Source organism: Streptococcus sp. 1449 (genome assembly GCF_013276805.1).
In the GTDB taxonomy this organism is placed as follows: domain Bacteria; phylum Bacillota; class Bacilli; order Lactobacillales; family Streptococcaceae; genus Streptococcus; species Streptococcus pseudopneumoniae.
Map to the genome: position 1 here is coordinate 29731 of NZ_VMLS01000008.1, position 17610 is coordinate 47340.

Consider the following 17610-nt stretch of genomic DNA (forward strand, 5'->3'; position numbering starts at 1 on the left):
ACCAAGACACTTCCGAGTAACACCGAACCAACAATACATTTTATTTTCCGAATGGAAAATTTATCTTTTTTAATAATGACAATTCTAATTCTCTACATTCACTTTTTATTTCCTAATAGTAAACACTATTTTTTATTCTCAAAAATTGAACTTCTAAAATCATCGGTTTGGTCAAGATAGGCTTTAAAGATTGCTTTCTTGAGCTTGTGGACTTCACTATCTATGTCTGGATTGTAGTTATTCCAATGATAGTAATTGTTTTTTGCATCCTTACGAACAGCTTGGTTCATCAATTCCTGTAATTCAGTCACGCTATTGATAGTTTTTGTTCCGCGAATATACCAAGGAATTGATGGATCCTTAAATGACACTGTATTTAATTGTCCAAACTTATCTTGGCGTTCTTTGTACATAGCTTTCTTGAATTCAGTCCAAGTTTTATATTGACCGTTAAATACCTTTTTCAAAACCAAGTCATCTGTCACCAATCCGCGTTCTTTACCATAAATAGTTATCTTTTTACCATTTTGTTTGGCTTCTTCTTCGTATTGGTTTGAGATATATGGTACCATACCATCTTTAAAGCCTTTAGCAGCTAGTAGTTCATAGGCTATACGACGTCCCATTAGGTCACCTGGTGTTCCTATATCACTACTTAATGCTGCATAAATTGGTGCAAATAACTTAATAGTGAAGTAGCCATTTCTTTCGTATTCTTTAGACTTGTATTCACGAGCTGATAAGATATTGTTTGTAATCAAACTCTCAAAGCTTGTCAGTTTGTTGGCATCTTCTACTGTCAAATCTTTAACTACATTTGTTGCGTAAACACTATTTCCATCTGCTGGATCTTTCACATACTTGTTCTCAATTTTTCTCAACGCAGCCATTTTTTCTGTTGCAGATAGTTGACTGATTATCGATTGTCCCTCGAGATATTCCAACATATAAACGACATCAAACATGTTATGAACGTAGTTCTGAAGATCTGTTGCGTTTTTAAATCTCGTGGTTGGATCAAGTATTTGTAATCGTTGTCCTTCTGTACTATCAGATTTTGAATGTTTCAAAATTGAGTTGATGGTGATGGTTGCGTCATTTGGATGGTCTGGCGCTTGTAATAAGCCTTTGGCGAAGAACTCTGGTCCCAAGCCACTTCTTCGACCATAGCCACCAAGATAGATGTCCTGATCTGAATCATGCGTCATTTCATGCGTATAAGTAATGGCGCCGTCCTTGTCTAACATACGATAACCCATATAATAAACGGCATCACCTGTGGCGTAAGCACCGTGTTCATTATGACCGACTTTATTTCCAACAGGTCCAAAGAAATGTTTCATAGCAGGATTTGGATCATCAAAATCTGCTACTTTTTTAGCCTTTCCTTCAGTATTATCATTTCCAAATTTATAGGCATCATAAAGCAAGATATTTCGATAAAGCTTTTCACGCCCTTTTTCATCTAGAATACGATACCAATAATCATAGTGATCTCGTTGACGCTCTGCTGTTTCGTGAGCACTCTTTTCAACAAACTTATTGAGCTTATCACCAGCCTTATAGTCACTATTGCGATAACGATCATAAGCACCAAAGCCTAGACTAGAGATAGTTGAAATGACAAATACTGATTTTTCTGGCAAGGTAAGTAGAGGTAGTACCATGTTACGATATTTCCAGCTGTCGCTAGTGATTCGATCATAGACACCGATAGAGTACTTGCTACCAGCTTTTTCCTGGTTAGCCCTCACTTCTGGAATATTAGATTTTTCTTCAACGATATAAGCCTTGGTCTGTGATTTAAACCAGTCATTGTTAGTTTGAGTAGGTGCAAATGCTTTACGATAGCCTTCTAAAGCACTAAACAGGTCTTTTGTACCGTAGTTATTCGTCAGCAAGGCATTGTAAGTAACCACATTATTTTTTGCCAAGAGATTGTTGTAGCCAGATTTACCTAGTTCAATAATTGTATCTAGCGGAGAGGTATTTCCCTTACCAAAGAAATCCATATGGAACATAAGCAAATCTTTTGCGCTAGCCTTATCAAATTTGAAATCATACCAGCGTTCTAGATAGGTTAATCCTAGCATCAAGGCTTCTTTGTTTCGCTTGATTTTATCAACCATGTAATTGTCAATAGCACTATTATTTCCAGTAACAGCAGCATCAGCTGAAAGTAATTTTTTAAGAGTCTCAGTCAAGTGCTCTTTGGTTTTAGCGAATTGTTCATCTAGATAGAGTTCTGTTAATTTAACATTATCAGAGATTCCTAACAAATTCTTAAGAGCAGATGGATTATACTGCACTGTATTTAAGTCGTTTTTAACTCTGTCTATTATAGATGAATAATCTTTTAGGAAAGCATTTGGTGTGTATACTAGACCTGTAGTTCCAATAGTATACTCAGCCAGATTTGCAAAATCACTATGGTAGGTTAAGCTTACTTTCTCAGATGTTCCATCTTTGTAATGTAGTAATAAGTGATTGATAGAGTGCTTGTCTGAAGTAATATCTGAAACCACTTCATCATTTTTCATAGGGACAACAGACAATAATTCTTTCTTAAACAGCTTATCGTTCACTGATACTAGATTTCCATATTTAACGATAGTATCTCTATTATAGAAAGGTAATAATTTTTCTATATTTTTATATGCAACTTTTCTTGTCTCCTGATAATGAGCTGCCTTGGTATAATCTACATCCTGTTTAGCAGAATTTGTGAAATCTTCCACTGTGACAGTGTGTTTTGTAGTAATCTTCTCTTTCTTAGCTTGAACTGCTGTTTTTTCAATCTCAGTACCACGTTCTACAGTGGAATCAACTGACATCACCTCATCATCAACTTGTTGAACATTGACTACTTTGTTTTCTTTATTACTATAGACATTTGTTTCCTTTATACCATTGAAGTGGTAACCAGAAATCGCATTCCCATTTGTAATATTCATATCGCTGAGAACATTTTGTAGAATCCCAGAATTGTCCTTCGTGCTAGAGCCATTTGTCCAAAGGGAACCTGCAACTCCACCAACTCTAGCGAATGGTTTAGCATTATTTATTTCACCTTCAGCATAACTATTTTCTACAGTTGCATTATTTTCTACGATACCTGCAATTCCACCAATGGTTTGATTAGAATGTTCTCCATTACTTGAAATGGTTACTGTTGCGATAGAATGATCTACCCTAGCATTCGTACCAGTTAATTGACCGACTAGACCACCAATTGCATACTGAGAGGTTGTAACAAAGGTATTTGTTATTCTTCCAGTGAAACTACTATTACTTACGGTAGAATTTTCAACTTTTTGAATAAGTCCTCCGATACCTAGCTCACCAGCAATGATTCCATTTGCGTGAACGTTATCTAAAGTTGAAGAATTTGTGGCTTCCTTAGCAACTGATGCGACATGATTCTTACCAGAAATATTAACATCTTTTAAGGTGAGATCCTTAACAGTAGCTCTATTTAATGTATTGAATAATGGCTTTTTCAAATTATAGATAGCATAATGTTTACCCTGATGACTACCAATTAATGTCCCTGTGAAATTCTTTGTAACATAACTTTCTTGGTTTTCATCCAACTCAACCTCACGAGCATTCATGGTTGCGCCCAGAGTGAAAGTTCCATTAGGTCTACTATTCATATCAGTTACTAATTTTTTAAATGATGTGTAGATAGGGCCATCGTTTTGAACAACTTTTGGAAGATAATAAGTAAAATTGTCTTGATATTGATTATCTACAGATTGCTTCAAGTGTTCCAAGCTAGCTGTAATTTTATAGACTGCTTTACCGTCTTTTGTAGTATCCTCAATATTTGAAACTGGAAGCATCACATCTTTATATTTAGCTGACTTCACTTTGATGAAATAAGCAGATTTATTATCTGGTACTTTATCTAAGCTTGTATGTTGTTTTGATTGATTGCCTTCATAACTATAGAGCTCCACATCAGAAACACTTCTTAGTTCTATTGTTTTCTCTTGAACTTCTACTTTTTTATCAGGTTCTACTTCAGTTTCTTGTTTAATTTCTTCGTTTCCATTTGAATTGGCTGTGTTTGATTCGCTTGAAACATCCTCAGTTGAATTTCCTTTTGGTTGGTCTGGTTCTGTTTGCCCATTCTCTTCTGTTGTTGCATTACCAGAATTTTCAGGTTTGTTTGTTTCTTCAACTGGTGGTTTTGAATCGCTAGGTTTATTAGATACTTCTCCAGTATTTTCGCCTGCAGATTGAACTGGATTTTCTGCTCCTTGAGTTGAAGTTCCTTTTGTAGTGCCCTCATTTGGTTTTACTGGACCTTCTTCTACAGTTTTTTCTGAAGTTTCATTTTTGGAGTCATTATTTTCTGGTTTATTTGATTCTCCAACTTTAGAAGTTTCGTCTTTTGACTCATCTTTACTTGTTGGTTGTCCATTCAAGGCTGCCGCAGCTGCCACTAGGTCATTCTTAGCTTGGTCAATCCCTGCTTGACTTGCACCTTCTTTAGCTGCTACAGCTTTCGCTGCCGCAAGTGCTTTATCATAAGCTGCTTGCTTAGCTTGGTCTGCATTTTGATACTTGTCAGATTTTTTCGTGCCAGATTCTTTACCAAGCTCGGCTTTCAAGGCAGACTTGTCGCTTGCCACTCCATCCAATTGACCTTTTGCATTCTCTACTGCTTGCTTAGCTGCATTCACCTCTGCTTGTGTAGCTCCTGCTTTTGCTAGAACTTTTTGAGCGGCTTCTAATGCTGCATCATAAGCTTTTTTCTTGTCTGCTGTTGCATTTTGATACTTAGCTGTCTCTTTGGTAGCTGTCGCATCTGTTGTTGCGGCTGTTCGTAATGGCTCTTTGTCAGTCCCTTGTCCATTCAAGGCTGCCGCAGCTGCCACTAGGTCATTCTTAGCTTGGTCAATCCCTGCTTGACTTGCACCTTCTTTAGCTGCTACAGCTTTCGCTGCCGCAAGTGCTTGATCGTAGGCAGTACGCTTAGCTTGGTCTGCATTCTGATACTTGTCAGATTCTTTCGTGCCAGATTCTTTACCAAGCTCGACATTCAACTCATCTTTTTCAGGTTTGTTTGTTTCTTCAACTGAGGTTGTCGAATTACTAGGATTACTGGACACTTCCCCAGTATTTTCGTTAGATGTATCTGGTGATACTTTCTCTGAATTCGTTGTTGATTCTTCTGCAGATTGAACTGGATTTTCTGCTCCTTGAGTTGAGGTTCCTTCTGTGGTGCCTTCATTTGGTTTTACTGGAACTTCTTCTACAGTTTTTTCTAGTTCTTGTTCTTTCGGTTTCTCGACTGGAGTTGCAGAAGGAACTTCTGAAGCGTCTGTAGATTCTTCTTTAGTCTCTCCTGATTTTTCTCCTGACTTAGGAGTTGCATCTTCTCCTGAGTTTGTTGTTGATTCTTCTGCAGGTTGAACTGGATTTTCTGCTTCTTGATTTGAGGTACCTTCTGTAGAGCCTTCTGTTGGATTTACTGGAACTTCTTCTACAGTTTTTTCTGAAGTTTCATTTTTGGAGTCATTATTTTCTGGTTTATTTGACTCTCCAACTTTATTTGTATCACCTTGATTAGATTCAGTTGGTACTGTTTGCCCATTCTCTTCTGTTATTGCATTACCAGAATTTTCAGGTTTTGTTGAAGTTTCGTCTTTTGACTCATCTTTTTCAGGTTTGTTTGTTTCTTCTACTTCTTTTGGCTTCTCGACTGGAGTTGCATCTTCTTTCTGTTTTCCAAGATTCTCTCCGTTCTGAGAAGAATCTACGGTTGGAGGTGTAGAGTGACTTTCCACTTCTGAGTTCATATCACTAGATAATGTATCAGCTTTAGTTTCAGCGGACTCTGTAGCTACAGTTCCAACTTGTCCATCCCTAAATTCTGGAACAGCCTCATACTGTCCGTTAATCACTTGTATTTTTGATGGATTCTCTATAAAATTCGGTGCAATCGTATAATCTACCTTTTGTTGATCTATTGGAGTGGCTACTGATTTCTCTTGATTACTTACCTTAGAATCAGAAGTCGTTTTTCCCTCTTTGATATATCCAATATAAGTGTAACCTGAAATATCTTTAGGAAGAGGTAATTTTTCTCCAGAGGTCAACTCATAGTCCGTATTGTAATTCAGTAAAAGATTATTTTCTAAAGCATGGGCTGATACTAGGATACCGTTTCCTATCCCTGCAACCAATACTAAATGCAATACCGTTTTATTCTTAATTTTTTTCTTGGAAACAGCAAAAACTAAAATCCCCAGAGCTGCTAAACTAGCACCAGCAACTAAGGCTTGCATCTCATTCTTGCTTCCAGTATTTGGCAATTCTCCCAGTTGATTTTGAGAATTTAACTTATAAACAAGATAATAAGTCTCATCATCATTCTCCACGTATGTCGGAATATCATATACAAGCTGCTTCTTTTCTTCTGATGATAGCTCTGACTCTGTCACATATTTGTAGTGAACACCTTTAGTCTCTTGAGCAGCCACAGATGAACTAGCTAATACAGACATAAAAAATAAACTCGAAATCGTTGCAGATACAAGTCCTACTGATAATTTTCTAAATGAAAAACGTTCTTGTTTTTCACCAAAATACTTTTCCATTATTCCTCCTTGAAATAAAATTTTAAAAATATGTAAGCCTAACTTTTTTATATTAGTGTACTATCTATAAAAAAGGGAACATACTTTAATTATACTCTTTATTTAGCAAAAAGTCTTAAAATTGAGTTGCGTTTTCATACTTTTTTTATATATAAAATACCAAGTAGTAGTTTTGCAATTCCCTATTATTTTTTGGATAAAATGTAACCTACCATGAAATTTCCACGGCAGGTGTTACTCATATCACTAATCGTTCTAAAAATGGTTTGAGGCAGTTGAGGAGAATTCCTTCTATCCAGCTTCCTTGTGCTGATGAGCGATGGTCTTCCTGCAGGCTTTTTTTTAGAAAATCTCGGACTTGTTCTGGTGCGATTTCAAATTCAAAGGCTTTCATTTTATAGAAAAAGTCGATGAGATGATCTGACAGGTATTCAGTTGAAAAGGGTACTTCACCACTTTTTCGATATTCTAATAAGAGCCTAGAAAATCGAGCTTTTTCTTCAGGAAGCTCACGAAAATAGGAATTGAGGAGCCAAGTCTGCTTCTGTTTTCTTTCAATTGGATCCTGACTGGCAATTCGTTGGTCTTTTTCCAGCTCTTTTTGGTATTGTTTGGCCTTGATAGCTCGTTCTGCTCTATTTTTACCAAAAAGAATTTTTTCCCACTTGCGTTCTTCTTGAGTCAGGGTCTCTGTAAAGCCAAAGTAATCTTGATAAGCACGCTCTGCGGGTCCCATGGCTAGAACCAGATTGTCTGCATATTGCTTGGCGATTTTATCCCTCTTCTTGCGTTCTTTCTCTGCCTGGATACGAAGTTCTTGTTCGTAGTCAATTTTCTCCTTGCCTAGCTTGACAAGGTAGAGTTGGTCATCCGATTTCCCAAGTAAAAAGGGTTTGATACACTTTTCAAGGACTTCTTCCATCCGAGCCTTTTTCTTTGGTTCCGCCTTGGTCCAACTTCCTCCCTGAAAGACTTCTAGGAAAAGCTGGTAGTCTCTCTCAGGCGCAAATTGATTGCCACGATTGGGTTTGAAAACACCTTTTTCCCAGAGCCATTTTAGAAGTCGCTCGTCAAAGTCACTTTTATTGACCTTGATTTTTTCCTTTTTCTGAGCTTTTCTGGTTAGATTTTCAACCTTTCTGAGCAGTTTTTCTTCCTCTTCCAATTGCTGGTCAAGGGACAATCGATGAAAATGACGAACACAGTCGCTACCAATTGGAAAGAGGCGTTGGCCTGTGACACCGTTAAAGAGTTCATAAGCGTATTTGATGGCATTTCCACAGACACAATTGCTACGGCCAATACCGTTAAAAATCAAGGAAACTTCATTCCATTCCTTGGTAGCTTGTTCCCAAGTATCCGCTTTCGAAGCCTGTAAAACTGCATCATACAGGGATTTTCTAACTGGAAGTGTCATGAGGTCTCCTTTCTAATACTCCATGAAAATCAAAGAGCAAACTAGGAAGCTAGCCGCAGGCTGCTCAAAACACTGCTTTGAGGTTGTAGATAGAACTGACGAAGTCAGCTCAAAACACAGTTTTGAGGTTGTGGATAGAACTGACGAAGTCAGCTCAAAACACAGTTTTGAGGTTGTGGATAGAACTGACGAAGTCAGTAACCATACCTACAGCAAGGTGAAGCTGACGTGGTTTGAAGAGATTTTCGAAGAGTATAAGTTATACTTTTACAACTTGAACCTCGTCTTTACCGAGTAAAATCAAGTATTTTTCAATATTTTCAATCGAATAGGCTCGTGATAAAGCCTCTTCGTATAGAGCTAACTGACCACGATAGCGGTCTACGAGTTGACTTGGTTCATCATAGCGGTCTGTCTTGTAGTCGAACAGAACAATTTTGTTTTCGTAAAGCAGATAGCCATCAAGGATACCACGGACAACAAAGTCTTCCTGACTCTTTTGGTCTCGTTTGAGCATGGAGAAAGGTTGCTCGCGATAGAGATGGTCGGTATTAGCAAGAATTTCCTGACCGAGTACTGTGTCAAAGAAAGCAAGAATTTTATCAAGATTGATCTTGTCTCTGACAGCTTGGCTAGTTTGAACTTGTTTGAGTGTTTCTGTTAGGCTAGCAAGGGTTAGTTGCTGGCTGAGGTCAATTCTCTGCATGAGTTCGTGAGTAGCGCTACCAATCTCAGCTCCAGTTACCTTTTCTTTGGTTGAAAAATCTGGCAAATCGAAGCTGATTTTCTTGCCTACTGACTGACCTTGACCAGCAATCTCGACACCTTCCATATCCATAACTGGTTCGTAGAATTTCTTGATTTGACTTGGGGTTTGAACACTAGGAAGTTCAATAGCTGCGCGGTGAAGAGTATTATAAACTTCCACCTCCTTCAGCATTTCCAGAGCTTCTTTGATGGTATCTGACTGACGATTGTCTGCTTGGGAGCTATCTTGGAGAGGACTCTTGGTTTCCAACTCTCCGATAGCTTCTCTGGTCAACTGATCTTCGCCAATAAAACGATAACTAAAGTTGAGCTTGTCCTTAGTAAACACTTTACTGATAGCCAAAAGCCAATCTTGGAAATTCCGTGCTTGCAGTCTAGTATTGCTATTTAGTTTCCCATTTTTGGCTGCTGGGTATTGCTTGACTTCCAGCTTTTCACGAGAACCCTTGCCGACAAGATAGAGCTTTTTCTCAGCCCGCGTCATAGCAACATACAGCAAACGCATCTGCTCAGAATAGCTTGCTAGCTGTAATTCCTCTTCGTTCTGCCTATAGGGCAGGCTAGGAATGGAGAGTTTGATGGTTTTAGGGTAGTAGGATTCCACTGCTCCTGTATCCATCTTGGCAATATACTTGACACCAAGCCCATTTTTACGGCTGAGAATGACTTCTGACATGCTGTCTTGCTTGTTGAAATCTTGATCCATATTGAGGATAAAGACGTAAGGAAACTCCAGCCCTTTACTCTTGTGGATGGTCATGAGCTCTACTGCATCTTTTGGCGGTGCGACGGCCACGCTTGCCAAATCGTGCTGGGCTTCTAAAACTTGGTCAATCATACGAATAAAACGCGACAAACCTTTGAAATTGCTCTTTTCAAATTGATCAGCTCGCAGAGCTAGGGCATAGAGATTGGCCTGTCTAGCAGGACCATTTGGCAAAGCCCCCACATAATCATAATAAAAACGGTCGTTGTAAATCTTCCAAATCAAGTCATAGAGGGAGTGGGTTTTGGCATACAGGCGCCAAGAAGCTAGGACATCCATGAATTGCTTTAGTTTCTCAGCTAGAGCCGTGTGAATCAAGCCTTTTTGACTACTTGCCATTTTTTGTGCATTGACCAGTTTTTCATAGAGATTTTCTTGGACTTTATCCTCTGCTTTCTGAAGGGACAAACGTGCTAACTCGTCCTCATCAAAGCCAAACATAGGAGACTTCATAAGGGCGACCAAGGCATAGTCTTGCAGGGGATTGTGAATGACACGAAGGGTTTCTAACATGACTTGCACTTCTAGGGATTGGAGATAATTGTTTTGCTCTCCGTCAGTTTTGACAGGAATCCCGTACTCAGACAGGGCGAGAAGAATCTGGTCATTACGACTGCGACTGGAGGTCAAAAGGGCAATTTCTTTAAAGGCAACACCTTTTTCCTTATGGAGTTTAAGGATTTCCTTGATGACCAGGCGCATTTCACCAGTCAGTTTAGTGTCAGCCTGACCCTCTTCTTCCTCATTTGTGTCATCCTTATCGTAGAGGAGAAATTCAGCCTTGTTGTCTGGATTGGGAGTCAGTTTGGTATTGGCAAAAACAAGCTGGTGCATGTTATCATAGCTGATTTCACCGACTTCTTGATCCATAAGGCGCTCAAAGACATCATTGGTTGCTGACAGCACTTCTGAACTACTACGGAAATTTTCCTTGAGGAGAATCAGCTTGCCCTCTTTTGGATTTTGCGCATAGCGTTGGAATTTTTCATTGAAAATCTGCGGATCTGCCTGACGGAAACGGTAGATGGACTGCTTGATATCTCCCACCATAAAGCGATTGTGGCCATTAGACAGCAATTCCAACATCCGTTCTTGAATGTGGTTGGTATCCTGATACTCATCGACCATAACTTCATGGAAGCGCTCCTGATAAGCCTCACGAACTTGCGGGAATTTCTCTAAAATCTCAATGGTGTAATGGCTGATATCAGCGAATTCAAAGGCATTTTCCTGACGTTTACGCTGACGATAAGCCTCCACAAAATCGCTCATAAAGGTTTGGAAGGTTTTAGCTAGTTTCCAAGTGTCTCCATGATAACGTTCTTGATAGTCGAGAATCGTTATCTGGTCTGACAGTTGTCCTAGTTTAGCAAACTGGGACTTTCTCTCTTCGTTGTAGGCATCGGCCAGTGGCTTCAAATCAGCCTTACGACTCGCATTGGTCAGAGCTCGGCCGTTTTTCTCTTTCGAAATTGCGACAACACGCGCAAGCACTGATTGAAAAGCCTTACTATCGGACTCTTGATTTAAGGAGCTAATTTCATCCAGAATCAACTGAACATTTTCTAAATAGGCAGCCTTTGCAAACTCCTTGGCATCGTTATCCAGATGATAACGGAAAAAGCTTTCCAAATCCCAAAGGGCTTGTTTGATTTGCTCAGTCAGTTTTTCTTTTTCATTGGTAAAATCAACCTCTTCAAAACCTTTGAGGAAAGATTCACTCAGCCACTTTTGAGGATTACTGGTGGATTGGAGGAAGTCATAAATTTTATAGACTTGCTGGCGCAGCCCCCGTTCATCTTTTCCACGTCCAACAAAGTTTTTCAGCAAATGACTAAAGGTCTCTTTCTGCTTACCTTGGTAATGGACTTCAAAGACCTCGTGGAAGACTTCGTTTTTTAGAAGGAGTTGCTCGCTTTGGTTTTGTAAAATACGGAAATTAGGCGCAATATCAAGCAGATAGCCATGTTTACCAAGGAATTTTTGTGTAAAAGAGTCCATGGTTCCGATGGCTGCGTTGGGTAGGTCTGCCAACTGGCGACCCAAGTGTTGTTTGAGGTCAACGTCATCGCTTTCTTGGATTTGTTGGCTGATTTTTTTCTCCAAGCGTTCTTTGAGTTCAGTCGCAGCCTTGACGGTAAAGGTTGAGATAAAGAGTTGAGAAATTTCGACACCACGCGCCAATTGGTCCAGAATACGCTCGGCCATGACAAAAGTCTTACCAGAACCAGCCGACGCTGAGACAAGGATATTTTGACCAGAAGTGTAGATAGCTTCGATTTGCTCGGCAGTTTTCTTTTGTTCCTTGCTCGAATTTGCTTCTGCTTCTTGCAGTTTTTGAATTTCCTCCTCAGTTAAAAAGGGAATAGGCTTCATCGATTCAACTCCTCTCTTATTTTTTCAAACCAATCTTGCTTGAGTTTTTCTCCGACCAGACGCTTGCCATCAGCTAGATCCAACTTTTCTAGGAAACGGGCTTGACCCAAGTGGTAATTGGCTTCAAAACCTGTGATGGATTGATGTTGCTGGACGTAGGGGGCAATGCTTCTGCCATTTTCGGTATAAGGATTAATGGCGAACTGGCCTGTTAAAATCTTCTCAGCTGCTTTCTTGTAAAGATGGGCATTGTAGTCCAGTAGGAGCTGGAATTCCTCATCTGTCAGCTGATTAGACTTGTTTTTATTGTAAAATTCGCCCAAATGACTGCTTTCTTTTTCTAAAAAGAGTCCTTGGTATTTCATAGACTTGCTGGCTTCTACTACTGCACCTGCCAAATTCTTAACGGTCAACAGAGATTGAACAGGTTCAGCCATTTCCAAGTACATGGCACCGAAAAAGTTCTGCTCCCCCTCTCTTTTTAGGGCAGCTAGGTAGGTTGGCAGTTGGGAATTAAGACCATTAAAGAAATGAGGAAATTGGAACTGGGTCAGACTAGACTTGTAGTCTACTACTCCTATCGCCCCATCAGCTTTCAATCGGTCAATGCGGTCAACCTTGCCTCGTACAAAGACACTGCGTCCATTGTCCAATTGAATAAAGGCCTGCTCTTTCCCACCGAAATTCGCCTCTTCTTTGATGGTTTCAATAGCTGGATTGTGACGGAGAATGTGGCCAGTCGTCCGTGCCACATCAAGCAAAACTTCCTTTGTAAACTGGGCTTCCAAACTTTCCTGATAAATAGCCTCAAATTCCCGTTCCTGACTGGTTTCTTGGATAGCCTGTTCCAAACGTTGGTCAAAGGAATCTTCGTCAGGCAACTGCAAGGCACGTTCAAAAATGCGGTGCAAGAAATTTCCGTGACTGCGGGCATCAGGACGCAGGCGTAATTCTTCTTGCAAGCCTAAAACGTAGCGAAGAAAATAACTGTATTCATTGCGATAAAACTCCGTCAAACCAGAGGTAGACAGGTAAAACTCCTGATCAGCAGGATAGAGAGCCTGCAAGGTATCCTTGGTCAAGGGCTTGCTGCTTGGACTTGTTGGAAGGGCAGGATTTGCAAGGCCTCTTTGGTCTAGTTTTTTACCCATGACACGTGCCAGAACCTTGACAAAGGTCAAATCTTGCTCCCTATCACTCGTCTCGCCCTGCTGGTGATAGGCAACCAGACTAGACAAAAGACTGTGATAGGACCCCATATCTTCCTTAGACAGCCATTTGTGATTCAACCTCTTCTCTCTCCGCCTAAATCCAAAATGGACTAGTTCTTGAAGATAGGCTGACTCCTTGCTTTCACTTTCATTAAAAAGGCTTGGAGCCGACAAAACTAATTGCTTACGGGCAGAATTGACCAAAGAAAGCATAGTGTAGCGATTTTTCTTGAGATTTTCACTGCTGGCAATCAGTAATTGAACGCCTTCTTCGGTCGCTTGGTTTATGTTTTGTCTTTCTTCATCTGTCAAAAGACTGGTATTTTGCGCGATTTTTGGTAAATTGTCCTGAGTCAGCCCAATGGCATAGACAAAGTCAGCAGTCAGTGGTGCAATCAAATCGTAACTCTGCACCAGAACGGTGTTCACTGTCGCTGGAATGGTACGGTATTGAGATAGACTCATTCCAGAATGAAGCAAGGCCAAGAAATCCTCCAGACTAACCTGTGAACCAGCAAAAACAGTCGCAAATTGTTCTAAAATATGGCAAAAGGCCTTCCAAACTTCGGCTTGTCTTTCCTGTTCTACAGCTTCCATAGTTGCTGTCAAATCTTGTAACTGCTTGGTCACAACTCCTTCTTTTAGAAAAGAGTTCCACTTTTGCAAGAGATTTTCAGCCTTTTGTTTTCGACTAGCAAAGAGGGTTTCAAGCGGTGTTAAAATACGCAGACGAAGGGCATTCAAACGCCCTAAATCAAATTTTCCATGGTGGGATTTGGTAAAGGTTTGCTGAAAGGCTGGCAAGCCATTGATACCAAGATAGCGGATATATTGCTCAAATGAGTCAATATCAGCTTGACTAAGGTCGGTATACAAACCTGTTCTGAGGAGATTAATCAAATCCTCCTGACGGAAACGATAGCGTTTTAAAGCCAAAATAGACTCTACAAACTGTGTCAAAGGGTGGTGCGCCATGGATTCGCTTCTACCAAGATAGAAAGGAATCTGATACTGGTCAAAAATAGTTTTAAGAGATAATTGATAAGACGCTACATCCCCCAAGAGAATACGAAAATGCTTGTAACTCAGGTCTGAGTTCTCATGTAATTTCTGACGGATGCTACGGGCTACCAACTCCAACTCTTCCTTTTGCGTCAAACAAGACCAGATTTGTAAGTTTTCACGGTACTTCTCATCGACATCCAATGTTAATTCTGAAAAGTCATAAGAGGTCTCCAGCAAACGAGAGGCCTTGTCAAAACTATCCATCTTCTCATGAGTTTTAGAATAGTCCTGAGCAGGTGTTTGGTATTTAGAGGTTAGATGATGGAGAAACTCCACACTGGCTTGGTAGAGATTGCCCTCGCTAAAAGGACTGGCATAAGCTTTCTTACTAGCATAAGCCCCAATAACAATCTCAACTCCCTTGCCATGAAGTAGGTCCACAATTCGCTCTTCTTCGGCAGAAAAACGGGTAAAGTCGTCAATAACCAAGGCAATTTGAGTGAAATCACTACTTACCTTGTTATTCTCGATAGCCTCAATCAAATGGGACAACTGACTTCCCTGAGCCAACTGGCTTTGATTGAGATAAGCCGTTACCTTCTCAAAAATCAAGAGTAAATCGGCCCTCTTGTCCTCATCCGTCAAACTCTCCAAGTCCAAAAAACTCATTTGAGCAGTCGTCATCTCGTGGTAAAATTCAATCAACTGCTGGATAAATTGAGGATCCTGCTTGATAGCTCCATAAACACGCAAGTCCTTGGGGTCAAGTTCTGCAAGGCATCTGTAAAAGACCATCCCAAGACCGATGTCATCTAGACTAGTCTTGGCAGGCAAGTCATTCAAGACTAGGTAACGAGCCATTTGAGCAAAGCGCGTGACGGTAATCGCAAAAGAAGCCTGCTGGGACAAGCATTCCAGCACGGCGCGTTCCTTTTCAAAAGAAAGAGAGTTGGGAGCGATGTAGAAGACTCGCTTGCCAGCAACAACTAGCTCCTCCGCCTCTCTGGTTAGAATTTCAGTCAAAGAAGTCCGAATATCAGTATAAAGTAATTTCATCTCTGCCTCGTTGGAATTTTTCATTACCCTATATTATACCATGATTAGTCTCGTAAATCTGTTAAAATATTTAGGCCATCCATTCTTTTCTTCATAATCTGCTAAATATTAAATACTTAGCTTTACTTGTATATAGAATAAATCTGCCTACTGAAAATCACATAATAAAAAAAGCCTCGGTAACAAGGCTTTGAGTTTTATGATTGTTTCTTAGGTACGGAATACACTTCAATGTGTTGTCCTAGTACCTTGATGTCGACTGGTAGATTATCTGATTTATCGCCATCGACATCCGACTCTAATTCGATATCAGAAGAAATTTTAATAGTACGCGCTTTTATATATTCAATATTCTTGATAGAATGATTGAACTATAGTAAATTGAAACTAGAATAGTACACCGTGGATGCTAAAATATTTCTAGAAATTAATTTGATTTCCCTAATCAAGCTGTTCGTATATTATTTCAACCTACTATAAATCGTCTAAGAGAAACAACCGATAAGAATTGGCACAAAAGCGACCGTATTTTTGTTACCAATACAGGAAAACCAGTTCATAGTTCCGTCTTGAGCAAGTCTCTCCAGCGAGCAAACGAACGCCTTAAAAAACCAATTCCCAAACATCTGTCCCCTCACATCTTCAGACACACCACTATTAGCATCTTAGCAGAAAATAAAATTCCTTTAAAAACAATCACGGACGGGGTTGGTCATTCCGACTCTGAAGTCACTACTTACATCTACACCCACGTCACAAAGAACATGAAAGATGAAGCAATCAATGTACTGGATAAAGTTATGAAAAAGATTTTTTAAAAAGTTTTGCCTCTCAAAATCGAGTAGGAGATAATCTCTAGCCCCTCTCACACCACCGTACGTGCCGTTCGGCATACGGCGGTTCAACTAACTTTTAACGCATGTCGTTCAAGGTAATAATCCAAACACGAAACCAGTCCACGTTTTTCAAGGACTGGTTTTGATATAGCACGTTTAAGTACCGACTTCTGAGCTACTAATTGATAATGGTCACCCCAGCCAGATACCTTATCTGCTATCCATTTAGGAACTCCTAACTTAAGCAATCCCCATAGTCGTCTCGATTTTTTCTTCCATTGCTTCCAGATAATCACTCGTAGGTGAGTACGCAAGCGCTCATCTATGCTGGTGACAATACTTTTCATATTTCCCAATGAGAAATAGTTTATCCATCCTCGAATGGACAAATTCAGTTGTTCAATACGTCTTGTTAGGTCTATACTCCATTTCCTCTGTGTTAGTTTCTTCAATTTAAACTTAAATCTCCGAACACTATCTTGATGTGGACGACTTTTCCAACCAGATGATGATTTCCAGAACCCAAAACCTAAGTATTTCAGCTCTCTTGGTCTGGTAATCTTAGTCTTGGTCATATTTACTTTCAAACCTAGCCGTTTCTCAATAAAACGACTAACTGAATACATCACACGCTTAGCGGCTGCCTCGCTTCCGACCGTCATCACACAATCATCTGCGTAGCGCACAAATCGAAGTCCCCTCTTTTCTAATTCCTTGTCCAATTCATTAAGCATGATATTGGATAAGAGAGGAGATACATTTCCTCCCTGTGGTGTGCCAACTAGCGTTTTATGATGCTGACCGTTAATGATAACACCTGAATGAAGATACTGACGAATCAAGGATTCCCTATCTCCGTCTTCGATAATATTATGTACTAAGGACATCAATCTATCTTGAGGAACCCTATCGAAAAATTTCTCTAGGTCTATATCCACTATCCACTCATAGCCGTCATTTAAGTACTCTAAGAGCTTGGACAATGGCTTGTTGGATTATCCTATCCATCACTGTCGGAATCCCAAGCTGAAGGACACCTCCATTGGGTTGGGGGATTTCAACTCGCAGGACTGATTGAGGTTTGTATTTCCTCTGTTTTATCAGTTCTTTAGTCAGGCGCCAGTTTTGTCTGAGATAATTATCCATCTCTTCTATAGTCATTCCATCAATCCCAGCTGAGCCCTTATTGGATTTTCCTTGATTGTAGGCTTCCAGCATATTTTCGCGTGATACTATCTTATCTAGCAATTTTGACATGTGCCTATTCCTTTCTTGTTTTGGTGCCTGAGGGACATCTTATATTGGTGAACCTTCATCTAGTCAATACGTGACAGAGTCCAGTTCTATCAGACCGTTCGTTTTACAGACACAAGTGAAGTAGGATTACTTCGATCTGTCGTTTTCTCTTTCTAGCGACAGACCTCAAACAGTCTCTCCCCAGACTGTTTGAGTATTCACCCCTTCGCTCCACTTCCATTACAGAAGTTTCCTCACTACTATGGGTTCGGCTGACTTCTCATGATTCCTTGTTACTACGCTTTCAGCGCTCATGAGACCTCACGGG

General features: G+C 40.1%; 6 protein-coding genes and 2 pseudogenes. 2 read left to right on the top strand and 6 right to left on the bottom strand.

Annotated elements, in window-relative coordinates; genetic code table 11:
- Window positions 1-125: 125 nt before the first annotated feature.
- Window positions 126-6611, bottom strand: coding sequence for a ZmpA/ZmpB/ZmpC family metallo-endopeptidase (locus tag HT687_RS02195; RefSeq protein ID WP_172924066.1), 6486 nt, complete (start codon window positions 6609-6611; stop codon window positions 126-128).
- Window positions 6612-6849: 238 nt separating this feature from the next.
- Window positions 6850-8028 (bottom strand): hypothetical protein, encoded by a 1179-nt coding sequence (locus HT687_RS02200; RefSeq protein ID WP_119919466.1) that lies wholly within the window; start codon window positions 8026-8028, stop codon window positions 6850-6852.
- 22 nt (window positions 8029-8050) lie between these two features.
- On the opposite strand from HT687_RS02200, the gene HT687_RS11755 reads away from it, so the two are divergent.
- Window positions 8051-8326 carry a hypothetical protein gene (locus HT687_RS11755; protein WP_233053302.1) on the top strand — a complete coding sequence of 92 codons (276 nt, stop codon included), beginning with the start codon at window positions 8051-8053 and terminating at the stop codon, window positions 8324-8326.
- On the opposite strand, the gene addA is transcribed toward HT687_RS11755, so the two are convergent.
- The 3 genes and pseudogenes from addA to HT687_RS02220 form a co-directional block, all read right to left on the bottom strand.
- Window positions 8288-11938 (bottom strand): helicase-exonuclease AddAB subunit AddA, encoded by a 3651-nt coding sequence (addA, locus tag HT687_RS02210; RefSeq protein ID WP_119919515.1) that lies wholly within the window; start codon window positions 11936-11938, stop codon window positions 8288-8290. The two genes, HT687_RS11755 and addA, sit on opposite strands and share 39 nt — an antisense overlap.
- On the bottom strand, window positions 11935-15210 hold the full coding sequence (rexB, locus tag HT687_RS02215; RefSeq protein WP_172924067.1) for an ATP-dependent nuclease subunit B: 3276 nt from the start codon (window positions 15208-15210) through the stop codon (window positions 11935-11937). Before rexB ends, addA begins: the two co-directional genes overlap by 4 nt.
- A gap of 197 nt (window positions 15211-15407) precedes the next feature.
- Window positions 15408-15563, bottom strand: a pseudogene (locus tag HT687_RS02220) (diacylglycerol kinase family lipid kinase); the annotation flags it as partial.
- Between the two features lie 105 nt (window positions 15564-15668).
- Here HT687_RS02220 and HT687_RS02225 point away from each other — a divergent pair.
- Window positions 15669-16028: a tyrosine-type recombinase/integrase gene (locus HT687_RS02225; RefSeq protein WP_078929799.1), complete on the top strand. Its 360-nt coding sequence runs from the start codon at window positions 15669-15671 to the stop codon at window positions 16026-16028.
- Window positions 16029-16111: 83 nt separating this feature from the next.
- Here HT687_RS02225 and HT687_RS02230 read toward each other — a convergent pair.
- Window positions 16112-17303, bottom strand: a pseudogene (locus HT687_RS02230) (group II intron reverse transcriptase/maturase).
- Window positions 17304-17610: the final 307 nt, after the last annotated feature.

Coding starts and splice junctions, on each gene's coding strand:
- HT687_RS02195 (WP_172924066.1), bottom strand. CDS start 6,611: ATGGAAAAGTATTTTGGTGAAAAACAAGAACGTTTTTCATTTAGAAAA.
- HT687_RS02200 (WP_119919466.1), bottom strand. CDS start 8,028: ATGACACTTCCAGTTAGAAAATCCCTGTATGATGCAGTTTTACAGGCT.
- HT687_RS11755 (WP_233053302.1), top strand. CDS start 8,051: ATGAAAATCAAAGAGCAAACTAGGAAGCTAGCCGCAGGCTGCTCAAAA.
- addA (WP_119919515.1), bottom strand. CDS start 11,938: ATGAAGCCTATTCCCTTTTTAACTGAGGAGGAAATTCAAAAACTGCAA.
- rexB (WP_172924067.1), bottom strand. CDS start 15,210: ATGAAATTACTTTATACTGATATTCGGACTTCTTTGACTGAAATTCTA.